We start from the raw sequence: 16,231 nt of genomic DNA on the forward strand, positions 1-16,231 counted from the left end.
GTAATTTGAGAGCGCTGAAAGCCGCTTTCAAGTATGCAGGGCTTTTAGTGGATGAATTTATTCGGTTATAAGTAAGCTGTTTAAAAATAAGAGCTTAGATAGTGAGGGGCCTATCGAGGGTTTGGTGAAAAAGGTATGAGGGAAGCTCCACCGCATGGAAGCGGTGGCGCAGCCTACATGGAGGTATTTACGGCGTTTTCCGAATGCCTTTTCAGCAAGCCCCTATGGCACAATGCTTGAGGGCATAAAGCAGCAAATAAAAATGCGACAAATAGACGAACAATTAATACGAGATAGTCAGCGCGGGGATCGTGTCGCTTTTGCTCGCCTGTTGCATGTGATTTATGACCTGATTTACCGCTTTGCGCTGAAACTACTCGGCAAGGTTGAAGATGCTGAGGATCTGACTCAGCAGGCCTGTATTAAGCTGGCGAAGGTGATTAAGCAGTTCCGTTTTGAATCGGCTTTTAGCTCTTGGCTCTACAAGCTGGTTTACAACCTCAGTCTCGATTGGCGGCGCAAGCAGGGGCGGCACAAGCTTGAGGCTATCGATGAAAGCTCAGCTGTTGCAGATAAGGCTAAGGGCGAGGCTCAAGTGGAGCTCGAACGAGTATTGGCGCTGGTCGATAAGATGGGTAAAGGCATGAAAGAAACCCTGATTTTGGTTCACGGTGAGGGCTGCAGCCACAAAGAAGCGGCTGAAATACTCGGGGTGAAAGAGAGTACGGTGAGCTGGCGCTTGCACGAAATTCGTAAACAGCTACAAATGCTGGAGGCGAACAATGAACGATAAACAACTAAAAGAGCTGTTTCTTAAAGCCAGGCAGGAAGGCGAAGGCTTTGAAGAGCCGCGAGCCGAGGCGAAGAGGCAGGCCATTGATGCTGCTCTGGCCGAGTTTGAAGCGGCAGAGAAAAAAGATTCAACTTTTTTCCAAGGAATTTGCAAGTGGCTGCGTCTTAGTAGGGCAAATAGCTCAACTGAGGACAGATCCATGAATCGTTATTTAATCCCCGGTCTTGGTGCCGGAGCTGCTACCGTTTTTTCCCTATTGTTTTTGGTGTTGCTTGTCGACTTCGATGTTAGCCAACGGCCTTTAAGTTCCAGCCCTGATGATTTTGTTGTTGCTGACTTAACAAGCTCGGCCAAAACAAGACCCGCCGATAAAGCCCTTGAAGAAGAGCTTATTGTGACAGGCATACGTGCCAGTTTTGATGAAGCGCCAGAAATGGAGCGGGCTGCCCCCGCTGCCAAACCTATGATGGCGCAGGCTACTGCCGCTAAGCGTAAAATGGAAGCCTCCGCTTTTTATGCTCCCTCGGCGGATATGCCAGCGCAGTCTCAACAAGAACATCGCGACCAATTTGAGCACACGGAGCTAAGTGGCATTAAGCTCGTTAGCAAAGAGCCCGTTTCCACCTTCAGTGTCGATGTCGATACCGCTTCTTATAGTTATGTGCGCCGCGCCTTAAATGAAGGCCGCCTGCCTCCGGCTGACAGTGTGCGTATAGAGGAAATGCTAAATTACTTCGATTACAACTACCCCGCACCAACTGATAGCAGTGAGCCATTTAATGTCTCGACTTGGCTGAGTGACAGTCCCTGGAATGAAGGTAAAAAGCTACTGCATATCGGTATCAAAGGTTACGAGCTGGAAGCTCAACCTAAGAGCAACCTGGTGTTTTTACTTGATGTCAGTGGTTCCATGGGCAGTGCGGATAAGTTACCGCTGGTGAAGCAGAGCATGAATCTATTGCTCAGCAAGCTTAGGAAAGACGATACGGTGTCCATTGTAGTTTATGCCGGCGCCGCAGGTACGGTGCTTGAGCCAACTAAGGTAGCCGATAAACAAAAGATACTCAGTGCTCTAAATCGCCTAGAAGCGGGTGGTTCAACTGCTGGTGGTCAGGGCATAGAGCTGGCCTATCAGTTGGCTGAAGCCAACTTCGACAAAGAGGCGGTGAATAGAATTATCTTGGCCACCGATGGCGACTTTAATGTGGGCATTCGCGATAGAGAAACACTCAAAAACTTTGTTGAACGCAAGCGCGACAAGGGGGTTTTCTTAAGTGTGCTTGGTTTTGGTCGCGGCAACTATAACGATCAGCTAATGCAGGAACTGGCGCAAAACGGCAACGGCGTGGCGGCTTATATTGATACCTTGGGAGAGGCGAAAAAAGTCTTGGTTGAAGAAGCTCACGCGAGCCTCTTTCCCATCGCTAAGGATGTCAAAATCCAGCTCGAGTTTAATCCGGCCCTAGTCAGTGAGTATCGACTTATTGGTTATGAAACTCGCGCCTTGAGTAATGAAGACTTTAATAACGATAAGGTCGATGCCGGTGATATCGGTGCAGGCCATAAAGTGACGGCGATTTATGAGCTCACTCCGGCGGCTTCTGCGAGCCAGAGCCACGAGCCTTTACGTTATGCCAATAAAGCTAAAAGGGCCACAGATCACAGTGCCGAATGGGCATTTGTTAAAGTTCGTTACAAACTGCCAAGTGATAGTAAATCTCAGTTGATAGAGCAGGGTATAAACAAGGCTCAGGAGCAGCTTAGCGCAGAGCTTAAGCAGGAATTTGAGTTCGCCACGGCTGTGGCAGGGTTTGCTCAGTTGCTAAAAGATGGGCGTTACGTAAATGACTGGGCTCTAGATGATGCTCTAGCTTTGGCTAAAGCAAATCGCGGAGACGATAACTTTGGTTATCGCTCCGAGTTTGTACAGCTGATTCGCAAGGCTCAAGTGGCTAGCGATATGTAGTGTGCCCGCGTGCGGAGCTTTAGCTTCGCACGCGGCGAGCTTAAAGGCTGCTGAGGGTTTTTACGTTTTTACCGCTCAGCTCAAAGACAAACTTCTTGCCTGCTTGTAGTTTGTCTTCAGAGCGGCCCAGTGAGTAACGCATCGTTTGCACTGTGCCGCTGTCATTGTTTACAAAGGTGATGGTTTTATTGGTCTTGTCGACAGATTGCACTAGTGCAGATACGCGTGTAGATGTCTTTTGCTTTTTGGCGCGTTGTTTGAATACAGCTTTGTCGCCCACCTCTACTTTGCTTAAGTCGGAGTGGCGTTTGCGATTCACACTCACTTTAGTGTTATTGGCTAGTTTAAAGTTGTGTAGCTCGCCAGTAGATTTTTCTTTGATGCTGTAGGTCTGAGCTTCTTTGTCGATAGCAACAATGGTGCCTTCAACACGAACGGCGGCAAAAACGCTGCTGCTAAATAGGGCGCTAAGAAGTAGAGCTGATTTAATAAATGTCATATCAATATTCCCAAAGTAAGTCATATGTAATTTTAAATTTGTCTTCGGTAGCAATGTTGTTTTGTTACCGATAGTAATCTTTTGGCTTCTCGTTGAAGTCGTGCTGCGCATAATACATACAAATGTAACCCTGGGTAACGCTTGGCCTAGATCGTTTTGTTACGCTTCTGGCGTGTTCAATCGTTAAATGTAATAACCTGAGGGAATTAGTGGGTTTTTATTTCTATTGGTTTTGGTTATTAACATTGTGCAAACTTTGAGCTATTAAGCAAGCTGTAGGATAGAGTTAGTGTGTTGGCCTTATCCGTTATAAACTGGCTTTTTTGATTGTCAGGCTTACTGCAATTTCTAGTTGGCCCACCTCTAAGAAGTGAGTTTTTGTGTTTCAACCCGATTTAAGTAAAGAAGAAGCGTTTAAGTTCAGCCGTTTTGACCCTGAAAGCCCTCTCTCAAGTTGTTCGGCCCATCCTATTGTGCTCGAAGATAAAAACTGGCTCACCTGTGAGCACTATTTCAGTAGCAAGATTCTTCGCTCTGCTTCATTGGCTCATAAAGTAGAAAACACTCATAGTGCTTTGGCTGCAGCAGAGCTTGCAGCACCTTGGTATCGTTTTAAAATTCGCGACTATAAAAAGCTGCGCGCTGTCTTGATGACCCGCGCTCTTTATACCAAGGTGCAAATGTACGATGAGGTTAAAGAGGCCTTATTGGCGACCGGTGACGAGCTTTTACTAGAGACCTCTCTCTATGATTATTACTGGGGGGTTGGTCGCGATGGCCGTGGCTTAAATACGATGGGCAAAGTGTGGATGGATATTCGCAGCAAGCTTAAGGACGCGTAAAGTGGCAAAAGCAAAAACGGCCTTTGTCTGTAACGACTGCGGTGCCGATTACAGTAAGTGGCAAGGGCAGTGTTCAGAATGCCAAGCTTGGAATACCGTTGTTGAAGTGCGGTTGGGGCCTGCCAAGAAAAAAACAAGCTCTTTTCAGGGCTATGCCGGTGGCCAGCAGAGTAATTTATCCAAATTAAGCGAGATCAAACTTGAAGCGCTACCTCGTTTTAGTTCGGGAATGGAAGAGTTTGATCGAGTGCTTGGTGGCGGTTTTGTGCCGGGTTCGGTGGTCTTATTGGGGGGGCACCCTGGTGCCGGAAAGTCGACACTGCTTTTGCAAACCTTGTGCGCTTTAGCTGAAAACCACAGCGCGCTTTATGTAACAGGTGAAGAAAGCCCTCAGCAAGTGGCTTTAAGGGCGCAGCGTTTAAAGTTGCCGATGGATAAATTGGATTTATTGTCGGCAACCAATGTTGAAGAGATCCTATTTCAGGCCGAGCAAACGAAACCCAAGTTACTAGTGGTGGATTCGATTCAAGTTGTGCACTTGGATGATGTCAGTTCTGCGCCGGGTTCGGTGACTCAAGTACGAGAGAGTGCTGCGCAATTAACTCGTTATGCCAAGCAAAGTGGAGCAGTGCTGATTTTAGTTGGACATGTCACTAAAGACGGTTCTTTAGCAGGGCCGAAGGTACTTGAGCATATTATTGATTGCTCAATCATGATTGAAGGCACTCACGACAGCCGTTTTAGAACCTTGAGGGGGCATAAAAATCGTTTTGGTGCGGTGAATGAACTCGGTGTGTTTGCGATGAGTGAGCTTGGCCTTAAAGAGGTGAGTAATCCATCCGCTATATTTTTGCAGCGCAGTGATGATGTCAGCTCGGGCTCTGTGGTTATGGTGGTTTGGGAGGGAACTCGTCCGCTCTTAGTTGAGATTCAATCTTTAGTGGATGCTTCAAGTTTTGGTAATCCTCGGCGTGTTGCTGTCGGTCTTGAACAGAATCGTTTAAATATGCTGCTGGCTGTTTTACATAAACACGGTGGTTTGATGATTGGCGATCAAGACGTTTTTGTAAATGCGGTTGGTGGTGTAAAGATTATTGAGACCAGTGCTGACTTGGCTTTAATTCTTGCATTGGTTTCAAGTTTTAGAGAGCGCCCATTGCCGCGTGATTTAGTGGTTTTTGGTGAGATTGGTTTAGCCGGTGAGATTCGTCCTGTGCCTAGTGGTCTTGAGCGTTTAAAAGAAGCCGCAAAGCATGGTTTTAAACAGGCTGTTGTTCCGGCCGCCAATGCACCGAGAGAAGCCATTAAAGGGTTGAAGGTAAAAGCGGTAAAAACCTTAACCGAAGCCTTGGAAGCGATTGAATAGGCTTGAAAAATATCATAGAGGGGCTTTGTCAGCCCCTTTTTCTTATTCGCTCAGAGCTGTGGTCGGAACAAGCGGTTGTGTCAATTTGAGCTTAAGGTAGGGGGGCAGTTCGGCGATGGGGCGGGTGCATGGTAGCTCCATTAGAGGAGTCTGATTCTGATCTTTTAATAGCAGTGCTTGTTTTGTCTGACAGCTGGATTGCAATATGCGATAAGCGTCAATCCCCTCATTAACTAAGTGTTTATTGTTTAGATAATAAATACTCATATCCTCTGTGAAAACATGACAGTGCCTCATTGCTGCTGTTTTTACATGGTCTTGCTGTTGATATAGGCTGTGTCCTAGGCAGTGCATATTCATCAGCTCAATGATGGCTTGTTTGCCCCAGTATTGTTGGCGGAATTTGGGCTGTTCGAGACTGTTGTCGCTTATTTGAAGTTTGATATTTGTGTTTTCAAACCAGTTGACGACAGCGTTAAGGTTGTTCGTTTCAGCTTCGTTTACAAATTGACTGATAAGGTCGGCAGTGTTTGTTTGACCGCTTAGCTTCTTAAGCACGGAAAAATATTCATCTTGGTTATAGCTTTTATCTTTTATATTTTCCTTAAATAGAATCGCCCATAGATCAAACAACGAACGATGTGGATTGTGTTTTTGAAGTGCCGCATGGCTAGCCAAGGCAATGCTTGCACCACAAGTGTAATAGTTGCGATAGCGACCAATTTGCATAGACTGATTGAGTGCTTCGTTTCCTTTGTTGAGCACGCATTCGTTAATAGCTAGCTCAAACTTAGCTTGTAATTCGTTGTCATTGAGTAAACCTAACTCGTACATGCTAAAAAATGCAAAGGCATCCGCCGCCCCTTCTGCCAGCCAGGCTTGCTTTTGATTTACGTTATAGAACATCTGGCCATTCCAGAAGTGAGCCGTTTCATGAGTTAGGAACTGAAAAAGCTGTTGTTCGAGCTGTGGGGTCTTTTGTTGCCAGTTTCGACCGTTGAGAGTGAGTTGCATAAGCCCTGATAGTACGCCGCCAGAGTAATTTGAGAAGCTTTGTTCTTGGTCTGCGTAGTTAAAAAATATAACTGGCTTGAAGTTGAGCTTTTGTTTGGTTTTTTCTTGATAGAAGCTAAAAAGTTGGGGCAGTGTGGCTTCTGTTTGCTTAAGTACCCATGGCGGTAGGTTGGGGTCGATAAAGGCGACTAGGTTTTTATCTTCAATGGGTTTGATATTACCAAAATAAATATAGCTTCCATTATCGCTCTCAAGCCATTGGGCGGAGCCCTTCTGATACTGTCCCATAAAAGCAATGTGTTGTTTGGGGGCGTTAAAATAGTAGCGGTTTAGTGGGCGCTTTTTTTCAGTTTTATCGTGGCTGCTGGCGGCTAAACTTAGGTGGTTGCTGTAAAGCAAGAGGCTGCCGTCGCTAAACTGTACATTGAGGTTATAGTCGCCTTGGGGGACTTGGTAGTTTGAGTTAAAACTCAATTCTAGGGAATCAAACAAGCTTCCATCTTTGCTTTTTATAAGTAGCTGTCCGTTTTCAGTATGCCAGTTGAATTTTGTTTTATTAATTTGAAAGATGTTTTGCCTGTCTACTTTGCTTGGTCGACTAAAAGCAATTTGGGGGACCATAGAGGGTAATTCATACTGCAGCCTCCAAGAATCACTCTCTTGTTCGTAATAAACATGAATCGCCACTTCATTGCTTGACTCTGTACCTGACCTTGTTTCTTTGGGGTTAGTCTCACTATGGCTGGTGCTGGATAGGGCGATGATTAAAAAAGTGACAAGTAGGTGGCTAATGACTTTGTGCACGATAATCCTTATCGATACTGATGAGGGGGGCAGTTTAGCTGAATTGATTCGGGAGAGAAAATGGCGAATGAGTACTGTTAACTTTTCTTATATAAGAAAAGTTAACAGTTTAAGGGTTTATTATGTCTTCTCTTATCCTGCCTTTCTGTTCGAACATAACGTAAAATACCCATACTTCCTTCCTTATATTCTTCACTATTGAAGCTTTTTATGAACATATTCTCTTTGCGTAGTCTCTGTACATCAGCTCTTTTTTTAGCTGCTGCTCTTTCGACTCAAGCGGCTGATTTTTTTGACCCTATTGATGGGCAGTTGGATATGTCGCAGTTTTTATCTGAAAATGCTTATGGCTTTTTACCTGTACCTATCATTATTACTGACCCTTCTGTTGATGGAGGTTTGGGCATGATGGGGCTGTTTTTTCATGAGAATGAAGAAGATAAAGAAGCACGTTTAAAAGCTATGCAAAGTGCTACAAGTAATGCTGGTAAGTATTTGATGCCGCCAAGTGTCAGTGCTGTTGCTGGTGTGAAAACAGGTAATGACAGTTGGTTTGTGGGTGGCGGCCACATGGGCTTTTTTAAGCACGGCGATATTCGTTATACCGGTGGTGGAGGTTATGGTGATGTGAACCTCGACTTTTATGGCTCTGGCTCTATTCAGCTTCAAAAGCCTGTTGAGATTAATACCAAGGCAACGGTGGTGATGCAGAATTTAAAGTTCCGTTTGGGTAAATCAAACTGGTTCTTAGGGCCGACTCAGCAATACATCAATTCAGAAATATCACCTGTAACGTTAGGTACAATAGAAGATTATTTACCACCGGCTTGGAGTGAGCAGCTTAAGAAATGGCTAACTGTTGATGTAACAACCTCTGCTTTAGGTGCTGTGCTTGAATACGACTCCCGCGATAATATTTTTACGCCTACCTCAGGTTATCAATACCAGTTTAATGCTAAGCGTTTTGACGAAGCGATTGGCAGTGACATCGACTATAGCTTGATGAGTTTACAAGGCTTAAATTATTGGCCTTTATCCGAACGTATGCGTGTGGGCCTAAAAGTCGCTGGTGAAAAAGCTAATGCTGATGGTTTTTTACCTCCATTTGCAATGCCTTCGGTAAGCTTGCGTGGAATCCCAGCTATGCGTTATCAGGGCATGAAAGTTGCCATGACAGAAGCTGAATTTGGTTATGGTTTTACCCCTCGCTGGCGAGGTTTGCTCTTTGGTGGCTCTGGCCGTGCAGCTACAAGCGATGAAGAGCTATTTGATAGTAAAGCGTTAAATACTTACGGAGCTGGGTTTCGTTATCAAATCGCTCGGCGTTATGGTTTTGATATGGGCATGGACTTTGCCGAAGGCCCCGACGGTTTAGTTTGGTATATCACCGCCGGTTCTGCTTGGTCGGGTATGTAGTGATAAACTAGCGAGCTTCTTCAAGTTGCTCGAGTAGTTGTTTAAGGCGGCGCTGTTCACTGTGGCGGCGCCCCTCGCAAGTTAGACCTACATAGTGTTCTTTGATATGGCTGATATGGCCACTGAGTTCGAGTTTGGCCGCGCAGTCGAGCTCGATATTGACGTTCAGCTTCTCACCTAGCTCAAGTTCAAAGTCGCCGAGTACGGCTATTAGCGCTCCTCCCTCACTAATATTGAGCAGATGGGCATCGAGATCCTGTTCACTATCTTCTAAATTAACGTAGCTACGAAGTCGAAACCGCGGTGTACTACGCATATCGTCAAAGTCTTTTTCTGTGTTCACATGGTTTCCTTAGTGATTATTTAGCAGCTCATCGATGACACGCTCAGCGGCGTTGGCATCGTCAATATTAAGCTCGATCAAGCGGCGTAAATGACTAGCGCTTTCTACATCAATGCTGGTACAACGAAAGCCCAAGCAGTCACTGCCGCTATGAACCATCTGTACCTTCATTTGTACTTCGGTGTCTTCACTTAGAAATATGCTTATATCGGCACTCATATCGGTGCGTAATTGATAATTATTAGGGGTTTCTAATAGCACCCCGTTTAGGCTGATATCGATGACTTTGGTATGAAAGACGGTATCTGCCTGAACCAAGGTGGCTGCGGTATCAAAATCGACGCGAGTATAGCGCCTGCGTTCGCTTTCATCGGACATGTTAGGCCTCGTTTATGGGCTACGTTTATAGTGTAGCGGCCTGCTAGTCGATGAACAAATAACAGTTTATGCATATTTTGACTTGGGGCTTGAAAGCCCTAATTTAAGCCTTGCAGGTTATGTTTTGAGTACTTTAAGAGCCTTAAAAAGTGAGCTTTCTTTTGCTCTGCGACGGTGTTGGTTGTGTTTAGTTGCCAGGCATGGTCATTAATAGCGAGCGGCCAGTTGATCAACCACGTGCCTTGTGCCGTTTGTAGTAGAGGAAATTGGTCTCGATAGTGGAAGTCGAGCCCGCTGTTATCGGGTTTGTTATGATACAAAAGAATACTGTATTGCTTGTTTGCTGATTGTTCTATGTGAGCGAGCTTGAGCCCCTGCTCGGAAACGAGTAGGTAGCCCTCGGTGTCACTCTTATGAATATAACCCAGTAAGGCTCGATTTAGATATATTGCGGCGATAGAGCTCTTGGGTGTACTTGTTTTTATTGGTGTTGCTTGCAGGCTTCTTGTCGCTTTCTTTTGAGCTCTTGTGACTGAGCTTTGCGCGGCAGCTGGAGTAGGACTTGGGGTATTTTCAGCGCCTTTATTTTCCGGTGTGTGTGTTGAGTTAAAGGTGCAGCTGCTCAGAGTGAGCATTAGGCTTAGAAGAAAAAGGGTTACTACTGGCTGTCGCATGACTAAATAAAGCTAATCGAGTAAGTGATTTTATTAGCTTAGCTTAGTCATGGGCCTTTAAAGCTCAGGAGCTTTTTCTTGTGATATGTGAGCTTATATTTGAAACGAGCGCCTGGATTGATTCACAGGCGCTTTGTCTCTTCTACCTGCCAGATTTAGCTCTTAATGGGCTTGTATTTCATACGTTGAGGCTGGGCGTTTTCGCCTTTACGCTCAACAAAGTCCTCGTGGTACTCGGTGTAGTTACCCTCAAAGAATACAACTTCACTGTCACCTTCGTAGGCGAGTATGTGAGTAGCTACGCGATCTAGGAACCAGCGGTCGTGCGAGATAACCAAGGCAGAACCTGGGAAGGCTAAAATAGCTTCTTCTAATGCGCGCAGGGTTTCAACGTCGAGGTCATTTGATGGCTCATCGAGTAATAATACGTTAGCGCCTTGCTTAAGCGTATTGGCCAAGTGCAGACGGCCGCGCTCACCACCGGATAAGTCGCCAACACGTTTTTGCTGGTCACTGCCTTTAAAGTTAAAGCGACCGGCGTAAGCGCGTGAGCTGACTTCGTAGTTACCGATTTTGAGCATATCGGCGCCGCCACTGATGGCTTGCCAAACACTTTCGTCGTCGTTAAGGCCTTCGCGACCTTGTTCGACAAAGGCGAGCTGTACGGTATCGCCGATAACGACTTCACCGCTGTCAGGCGTTTCGGTGCCTTTGATCATACGGAATAAGGTCGATTTACCTGCGCCGTTACCACCAACAATACCCACAATGGCACCTTTCGGTACGGTGAAGTTGAGATTGTCGATCAGTTGTCTATCGCCAAACCCTTTGCAAACATTGTGGAATTCAATGACTTTGTCGCCTAAGCGCTCACCGGGTGGAATGTAGATTTCGTTGGTCTCGTTGCGGGTCTGAAAGTCTTGGCTTTGCATTTCTTCAAAGCGAGCTAAACGCGCTTTGTTTTTAGCTTGGCGGCCTTTCGGGTTTTTGCGCACCCATTCTAATTCGGCTTTTACGGCTTTTTCACGTGCGGCTTCGCTGCGTGATTCTTGTGCTAAACGAGCTTCTTTTTGTTCCAGCCAGTTGGTGTAATTGCCTTCATAAGGAATGCCATGGCCTCGATCGAGTTCTAGAATCCAGCCAGCTGCGTTATCTAGGAAGTAGCGGTCATGGGTAATAGCGACCACGGTGCCGGTGAATTCTTGTAAAAAGCGCTCCAGCCAAAATACTGATTCAGCATCCAAGTGGTTGGTTGGCTCATCAAGTAACAACATATCTGGGCGACTTAATAATAAGCGGCACAAAGCAACACGGCGTTTTTCACCACCACTTAAGGTGTCTACATTGGCATCCCAAGGTGGTAAACGTAAGGCGTCGGCTGCAACGTCAAGTTTGTGTTCTAGGTTGTGTGCATCCCAAGCCTGAATAGTATCTTCGAATCTCGCCTGTTTTTTAGCCAGGGCATCAAAGTCGGCATCGGGTTCGGCGTAAGCCGCATAGACATCATTAAGGCCATTCAGCGCATCGATAGCTTCTTGCACGCCTTCTTCAATATTGCCACGAACGTCTTTGTCGCTGTTGAGTTGGGGTTCTTGAGGAAGATACCCAACTTTAATATCCGGCATTGGTCGCGCTTCGCCGCTAATGTCGGTATCGAGGCCAGCCATAATACGCAGCAGGGTCGACTTACCTGCACCGTTTAAACCGAGAACACCAATCTTGGCGCCGGGGAAAAATGAAAGGCTTATGTCTTTTAAAATTTCACGTTTGGGCGGTACAACCTTACCCACGCGATTCATTGTGTAAACGTATTGAGCCACGGGCTTTCCTCAGTAACGATAAGATGGGCGCAAGGTAGCGAAAGTCGGAGCCTAAAGCAACTTTCATATAAACTTGCCAGAGGCTTTGCTGTCTTATTTTACTTACACGTATACTGATAGCTTGTAATTACGTCTTAAGTGATCACTTTTGAGGATTAAATGAACATAATTAAACGGTATTTCCACCATCAGCTAGCTGGCCCGCTCTTGCTATTCGGAGCTACTTTTGCCGCGCTGTTGTTTGCCAATGCACCATTATTAACACCCTATTATAAGTTACTGTTGAGCACGCCCGTTGAGGTCAAAGTTGGTGCATTAGAAATCGCTAAGCCCTTATTGCTTTGGGTGAATGATGGTTTGATGGCCTTTTTCTTCTTGTTAGTAGGTTTGGAGTTAAAGCGAGAATTTTTAGAAGGTGAGCTCAGCGATAAGCGAAATATCATTTTGCCTGGCTTAGGGGCTATTGGTGGCATGGCTGCACCGGCCTTAATTTATGCTTTTATCAATAAAGATAATCCAGAGGCGCTGGCTGGTTGGGCTATTCCTGCGGCGACTGATATCGCGTTTGCCTTGGGTGTATTGTCTCTTTTAGGTTCAAGAGTACCTTTAAGTTTAAAAGTATTTTTAACCTCGCTGGCCATTTTTGATGATGTTGGTGCCATCATTATTATTGCGATGTTTTATACCGCTAATATTAGTAGCGAGGCCTTAATTATCGCCGCGGTTTGTAGCGCGATGTTATTTACCGTTAATCGATCAGGTATCACTCAGTTGGGACCTTATGTCGCTATTGGTTTGGTGATGTGGGTGGCTCTATTAAAATCGGGTGTTCACGCAACCTTAGCGGGTGTTGTGATTGCCTTGTTTATTCCTATGCGCGATCCAGAAAATCCTAAGCGCTCTCCGCTTAAGTCGCTTGAGCACGATTTACATAGCACGGTGTTTTTTATCACCTTGCCTATTTTTGCTTTCTGTAATGCGGGGATTAACTTTTCTAAAGTGGGGCTTGATCAGGTATTGCACGGCGTGCCCTTAGGTATTGCAGCGGGGCTTTTCCTCGGTAAGCAAATAGGCATTCTTTTATTTTGTATGCTTCCTGTGATGCTGGGCTGGATTAAATTACCTCAAGGTATGACTAAGTTTGGTTTGTGGGGGGTAAGCTGTATCTGTGGTATCGGTTTTACAATGAGCTTGTTTATTGGCTCCTTGGCTTTTCAGGAAACAGGCGTCGACATGGTTTATGACGAGCGTTTGGGGATTTTGATCGGTTCTTTATTATCCGGTGTGCTGGGTTATCTTGTTTTAAATTGGTCTTTACCCAAACAGGCAAAGGGCTCTAATTAAGCGTTGAAACCAGCGTTTATGTTTAGTTAAAGGCTGCTGTTAACACAAGCAGCCTTTTTTATTGCGCATTGTTTTGTTTATTTAGGCATTACCTAGGTGATACCTAACCTTAAACCCGCGCCTTCGGGGTCTATTGGGTAGCTATTTAGCCTAATAGCAGCGCCAAGTTCTAGGCTGAATATTTGACCGGCGATAGGTACTACTTGAGTTAGTATAAGGTCAATAGGGACTAGTTTGATCTCGCGCTCCCTGTCATCGGTACATGATTAGCAAGTATGACGTAGGTTCAGCCATCTTCTTGTTCAGTGTGGCCTTTGTTGCCCTAAGTGCCTTTCCTCATTGCTAGATTGCTGATTATGTGTATTTAACGCGGGTTTATTTAAGCCTCTTGACGCCTTCACTTTGGAGGGGGGGGGTTTTAGGTTTCTTGGTGCTTAAAGCCGCTAGTTTATAAGCACTGATTTCTTGACTTTAGATAATAGGGTTGTTTAATCCATACGTTATTTGGCTTTTGCAGGTCCTGAATTTATGTATTGGGCCTTTGTCGCAATAATGGGCGTTAACTTTAGTTTGTTAGTACGCTATTCTGGCGGGGTTAAATTACGGTGCTAACGGCTATTTATTTGGATCGTCGCGCTTTTAAAAATATAAACTTTTGCTTACTTCATAAGGAATGAACCATGAACTCAAAGTTTGCTTTAACCTCACTTGCACTACTTGTATCTGCTGGCGTATTAGTCGGTTGTGGCGAAAAAGAAGCCGCTCCAGCGGTTGTTGAAGAAGTTGCTGTTGTTGAGCCCGTAGAAGCTGAAATCGTAGAAAAGCCTTATATCACCAGTAGCTTTGCTTCTACTGTTAATGCCACGGTTAAGTCTTTGAATCTTGAAACTCGTGAAGTGGTTTTGTTGGCTGAAGATGGTTCTGAGCTAGATTTTGTTGTCAGCGAAGACGCTCGTAATTTAGATCAGGTTGAAATCGGTGATACGGTTGTTTCTGAATACGAGACTACGATTACTTTCGAAGTGGTTGCTGGTGAAGATATTCCTAAGCTAGGTGCTGTTGAAGGTGGTGCTATTGTTCGCTCTGAAGAAGGTGAAAAGCCTGGTCTTGCGATTGTTGATGAAAGTATTGAGGCCTTTAAAGTATCAGATATTAATATTGAGGCGGGCACCTTTAAGTTGACCAATGCTGAGGGTATTGAGAAGGAATACGTAGCAGAAGATCCTGAGAACCTTAAGCGTACCGAAGTGGGCGATGTGTTGTTGGTGTCTGTGTCTGAATCTGTTGCTATCGACGTTGTTGAGAGTGATTGGAAGCTAGGCGCTGACGAATAAGTTACCTGCCTGTTGCCAGTGTGTGGGGCTTACTCGCACGCTGGCTTTAAAGCTTCCTTACCTCTATGTAACTGTCTTCTGTTCCCTGTCACTTGGCTCAGTTTTAGAGCTATTCTCCTGCCCCTAGCTTGCTTAAACAAGCTTTACTCTTTTGCTATTTCAACTGCTGCGAACAATGCGTGTTTCGTGTACAATGCGCGCCTCTTCGGCACCTAGCCGCACCTGTTTTCTGCCCCTAAGACTTGAGGACGCCCATGTTTGATCCTAACCAAACTCTCGAAGCCTTTGATCCTGAAATTTGGCAAAGTATTCAAAAAGAAAGCCGCCGTCAGGAAGAGCATATCGAATTGATTGCCTCTGAAAACTACACCAGCCCAGCAGTGATGGTTGCCCAAGGCACCAAACTGACCAATAAATACGCCGAAGGTTATCCTGGCAAGCGTTATTATGGTGGTTGTGAGTATGTTGATACTGCTGAATCATTAGCTATTGAGCGCGCTAAAGAACTTTTTGGTGCTGATTATGCCAATGTGCAGCCGCACAGTGGTTCTCAGGCCAATAATGCGGTTTACGCGGCGCTTTGTAACCCCGGTGATACCGTTTTGGGTATGAGCTTGGCGCACGGTGGTCACTTGACTCACGGGGCGAAAGTAAGCTTCTCAGGTAAGATCTACAACTCAGTTCAATACGGCTTAAACCCAGAAACGGGTTTAGTTGATTACAACGAGATTCGCGAGCTGGCGCTAGAGCACAAGCCTAAGATGATTGTTGCTGGTTTCTCTGCTTACTCTCAAGTTCTTGATTGGCAGAAATTCCGTGATATCGCTGATGAAGTAGGCGCCTACCTATTGGTTGATATGGCTCATGTTGCAGGTTTGGTTGCTGCGGGCGAGTACCCGTCACCTGTTCAAATTGCCGACGTGACTACATCTACCACTCATAAGACTTTGCGTGGCCCTCGTGGTGGTATCATCTTGGCCAAGGCCAATGAAGAGATTGAAAAGAAACTCAATTCTGCGGTATTCCCAGGTGGCCAAGGTGGCCCATTGATGCACGTGATTGCTGCAAAAGCGGTCAGCTTTAAAGAAGCCATGAGTGATGAATACAAGACTTACCAAAAGCAAGTTGTCGTCAACGCTAAAGCTATGGCCAAAGTTTTTATTGAGCGTGGTATTAACATAGTTAGTGGCGGTACTGAAAACCACCTTATGTTGGTTGACCTAATTGGTAAAGAGTATTCCGGTAAGGATGCAGACGCCGCTCTTGGTGAAGCCAACATTACCGTAAACAAAAACTCAGTGCCTAATGACCCGCGCTCACCCTTTGTTACTTCTGGTTTACGTGTTGGCACGCCAGCTATTACAACTCGTGGCTTTGGTGAGAAAGAAAGCACTGATTTAGCAAATTGGATTGTTGATGTGCTCGATAGTCTAGAAAATGGCACCAGTGAAGACGTTATTGCTGCGACCAAAGAGAAAGTATTGGCCGTATGTGAGAAGTTCCCTGTGTATGCATCTTAAGCAGAGAATCTGATTGCTTAAAAGGCGGCTCTATTTTAGAGCCGCCTTTTTTTTGCCTGTAAAAATGGTTCTTAGCTGTGGGGTTTATATTTAGCTAGATAATGTGCGTTAACCGGCT

General features: G+C 45.5%; 14 protein-coding genes. 8 read left to right on the forward strand and 6 right to left on the reverse strand.

Features of this window, described 5'->3' with window-relative positions:
- Window positions 1-154: 154 nt before the first annotated feature.
- Window positions 155-793 (forward strand): RNA polymerase sigma factor, encoded by a 639-nt coding sequence (locus tag AB1S55_RS06815; protein WP_370981050.1) that lies wholly within the window; start codon window positions 155-157, stop codon window positions 791-793.
- On the forward strand, window positions 783-2,759 hold the full coding sequence (locus tag AB1S55_RS06820) for a von Willebrand factor type A domain-containing protein (protein ID WP_370981051.1): 1,977 nt from the start codon (window positions 783-785) through the stop codon (window positions 2,757-2,759). The genes AB1S55_RS06815 and AB1S55_RS06820 overlap by 11 nt, the downstream gene beginning before the upstream one ends.
- A 40-nt stretch (window positions 2,760-2,799) precedes the next feature.
- Here the strand turns inward: AB1S55_RS06820 and AB1S55_RS06825 are convergent, their stop codons facing one another.
- Window positions 2,800-3,258 (reverse strand): hypothetical protein, encoded by a 459-nt coding sequence (locus AB1S55_RS06825; RefSeq protein ID WP_370981052.1) that lies wholly within the window; start codon window positions 3,256-3,258, stop codon window positions 2,800-2,802.
- Between the two features lie 380 nt (window positions 3,259-3,638).
- Here AB1S55_RS06825 and AB1S55_RS06830 point away from each other — a divergent pair, with 380 nt between their 5' ends.
- Entirely contained in the window at window positions 3,639-4,100 is a 462-nt protein-coding gene (locus AB1S55_RS06830; protein ID WP_370981053.1) for an NADAR family protein, read from the forward strand.
- A 1-nt stretch (window position 4,101) separates the two neighbouring features.
- Window positions 4,102-5,466 (forward strand): DNA repair protein RadA, encoded by a 1,365-nt coding sequence (gene radA / locus AB1S55_RS06835; RefSeq protein WP_370981054.1) that lies wholly within the window; start codon window positions 4,102-4,104, stop codon window positions 5,464-5,466.
- A gap of 42 nt (window positions 5,467-5,508) precedes the next feature.
- Here the strand turns inward: radA and AB1S55_RS06840 are convergent, their stop codons facing one another.
- Window positions 5,509-7,284, reverse strand: coding sequence for a hypothetical protein (locus AB1S55_RS06840; protein WP_370981055.1), 1,776 nt, complete (start codon window positions 7,282-7,284; stop codon window positions 5,509-5,511).
- A 210-nt stretch (window positions 7,285-7,494) separates the two neighbouring features.
- Here AB1S55_RS06840 and AB1S55_RS06845 point away from each other — a divergent pair, with 210 nt between their 5' ends.
- Window positions 7,495-8,700: a BamA/TamA family outer membrane protein gene (locus tag AB1S55_RS06845; protein WP_370981056.1), complete on the forward strand. Its 1,206-nt coding sequence runs from the start codon at window positions 7,495-7,497 to the stop codon at window positions 8,698-8,700.
- 7 nt (window positions 8,701-8,707) lie between these two features.
- Here AB1S55_RS06845 and AB1S55_RS06850 read toward each other — a convergent pair whose 3' ends face one another.
- The 4 genes from AB1S55_RS06850 to ettA form a co-directional block, all read right to left on the reverse strand.
- Window positions 8,708-9,043 carry a PilZ domain-containing protein gene (locus tag AB1S55_RS06850; protein WP_370981057.1) on the reverse strand — a complete coding sequence of 112 codons (336 nt, stop codon included), beginning with the start codon at window positions 9,041-9,043 and terminating at the stop codon, window positions 8,708-8,710.
- Window positions 9,044-9,052: 9 nt separating this feature from the next.
- A complete protein-coding gene (locus tag AB1S55_RS06855; protein WP_370981058.1) occupies window positions 9,053-9,421 on the reverse strand; it encodes a PilZ domain-containing protein in 369 nt (122 codons plus the stop codon).
- A gap of 98 nt (window positions 9,422-9,519) precedes the next feature.
- Entirely contained in the window at window positions 9,520-10,056 is a 537-nt protein-coding gene (locus tag AB1S55_RS06860; RefSeq protein WP_370981059.1) for a hypothetical protein, read from the reverse strand.
- Between the two features lie 194 nt (window positions 10,057-10,250).
- A complete protein-coding gene (gene ettA, locus AB1S55_RS06865) occupies window positions 10,251-11,915 on the reverse strand; it encodes an energy-dependent translational throttle protein EttA (protein WP_370981060.1) in 1,665 nt (554 codons plus the stop codon).
- A 159-nt stretch (window positions 11,916-12,074) separates the two neighbouring features.
- Here ettA and nhaA point away from each other — a divergent pair, with 159 nt between their 5' ends.
- From nhaA to glyA, 3 genes are all read left to right on the forward strand, one after another.
- Window positions 12,075-13,259: a Na+/H+ antiporter NhaA gene (nhaA, locus tag AB1S55_RS06870; protein ID WP_370981061.1), complete on the forward strand. Its 1,185-nt coding sequence runs from the start codon at window positions 12,075-12,077 to the stop codon at window positions 13,257-13,259.
- A 680-nt stretch (window positions 13,260-13,939) separates the two neighbouring features.
- Entirely contained in the window at window positions 13,940-14,593 is a 654-nt protein-coding gene (locus AB1S55_RS06875; protein WP_370981062.1) for a hypothetical protein, read from the forward strand.
- 254 nt (window positions 14,594-14,847) lie between these two features.
- A complete protein-coding gene (gene glyA / locus AB1S55_RS06880; protein WP_370981063.1) occupies window positions 14,848-16,113 on the forward strand; it encodes a serine hydroxymethyltransferase in 1,266 nt (421 codons plus the stop codon).
- Window positions 16,114-16,231 lie beyond the last annotated feature (118 nt).

The organism is Agaribacterium sp. ZY112 (genome assembly GCF_041346925.1).
GTDB lineage: Bacteria > Pseudomonadota > Gammaproteobacteria > Pseudomonadales > Cellvibrionaceae > Agaribacterium.

What these genes read in the sequence shown, in the direction of transcription:
- AB1S55_RS06815 (WP_370981050.1), top strand. Translation starts at nt 155, where the DNA reads ATGGAAGCGGTGGCGCAGCCTACATGGAGGTATTTACGGCGTTTTCCG.
- AB1S55_RS06820 (WP_370981051.1), top strand. Translation starts at nt 783, where the DNA reads ATGAACGATAAACAACTAAAAGAGCTGTTTCTTAAAGCCAGGCAGGAA.
- AB1S55_RS06825 (WP_370981052.1), bottom strand. Translation starts at nt 3,258, where the DNA reads ATGACATTTATTAAATCAGCTCTACTTCTTAGCGCCCTATTTAGCAGC.
- AB1S55_RS06845 (WP_370981056.1), top strand. Translation starts at nt 7,495, where the DNA reads ATGAACATATTCTCTTTGCGTAGTCTCTGTACATCAGCTCTTTTTTTA.
- AB1S55_RS06855 (WP_370981058.1), bottom strand. Translation starts at nt 9,421, where the DNA reads ATGTCCGATGAAAGCGAACGCAGGCGCTATACTCGCGTCGATTTTGAT.
- AB1S55_RS06860 (WP_370981059.1), bottom strand. Translation starts at nt 10,056, where the DNA reads ATGCTCACTCTGAGCAGCTGCACCTTTAACTCAACACACACACCGGAA.
- nhaA (WP_370981061.1), top strand. Translation starts at nt 12,075, where the DNA reads ATGAACATAATTAAACGGTATTTCCACCATCAGCTAGCTGGCCCGCTC.
- AB1S55_RS06875 (WP_370981062.1), top strand. Translation starts at nt 13,940, where the DNA reads ATGAACTCAAAGTTTGCTTTAACCTCACTTGCACTACTTGTATCTGCT.
- glyA (WP_370981063.1), top strand. Translation starts at nt 14,848, where the DNA reads ATGTTTGATCCTAACCAAACTCTCGAAGCCTTTGATCCTGAAATTTGG.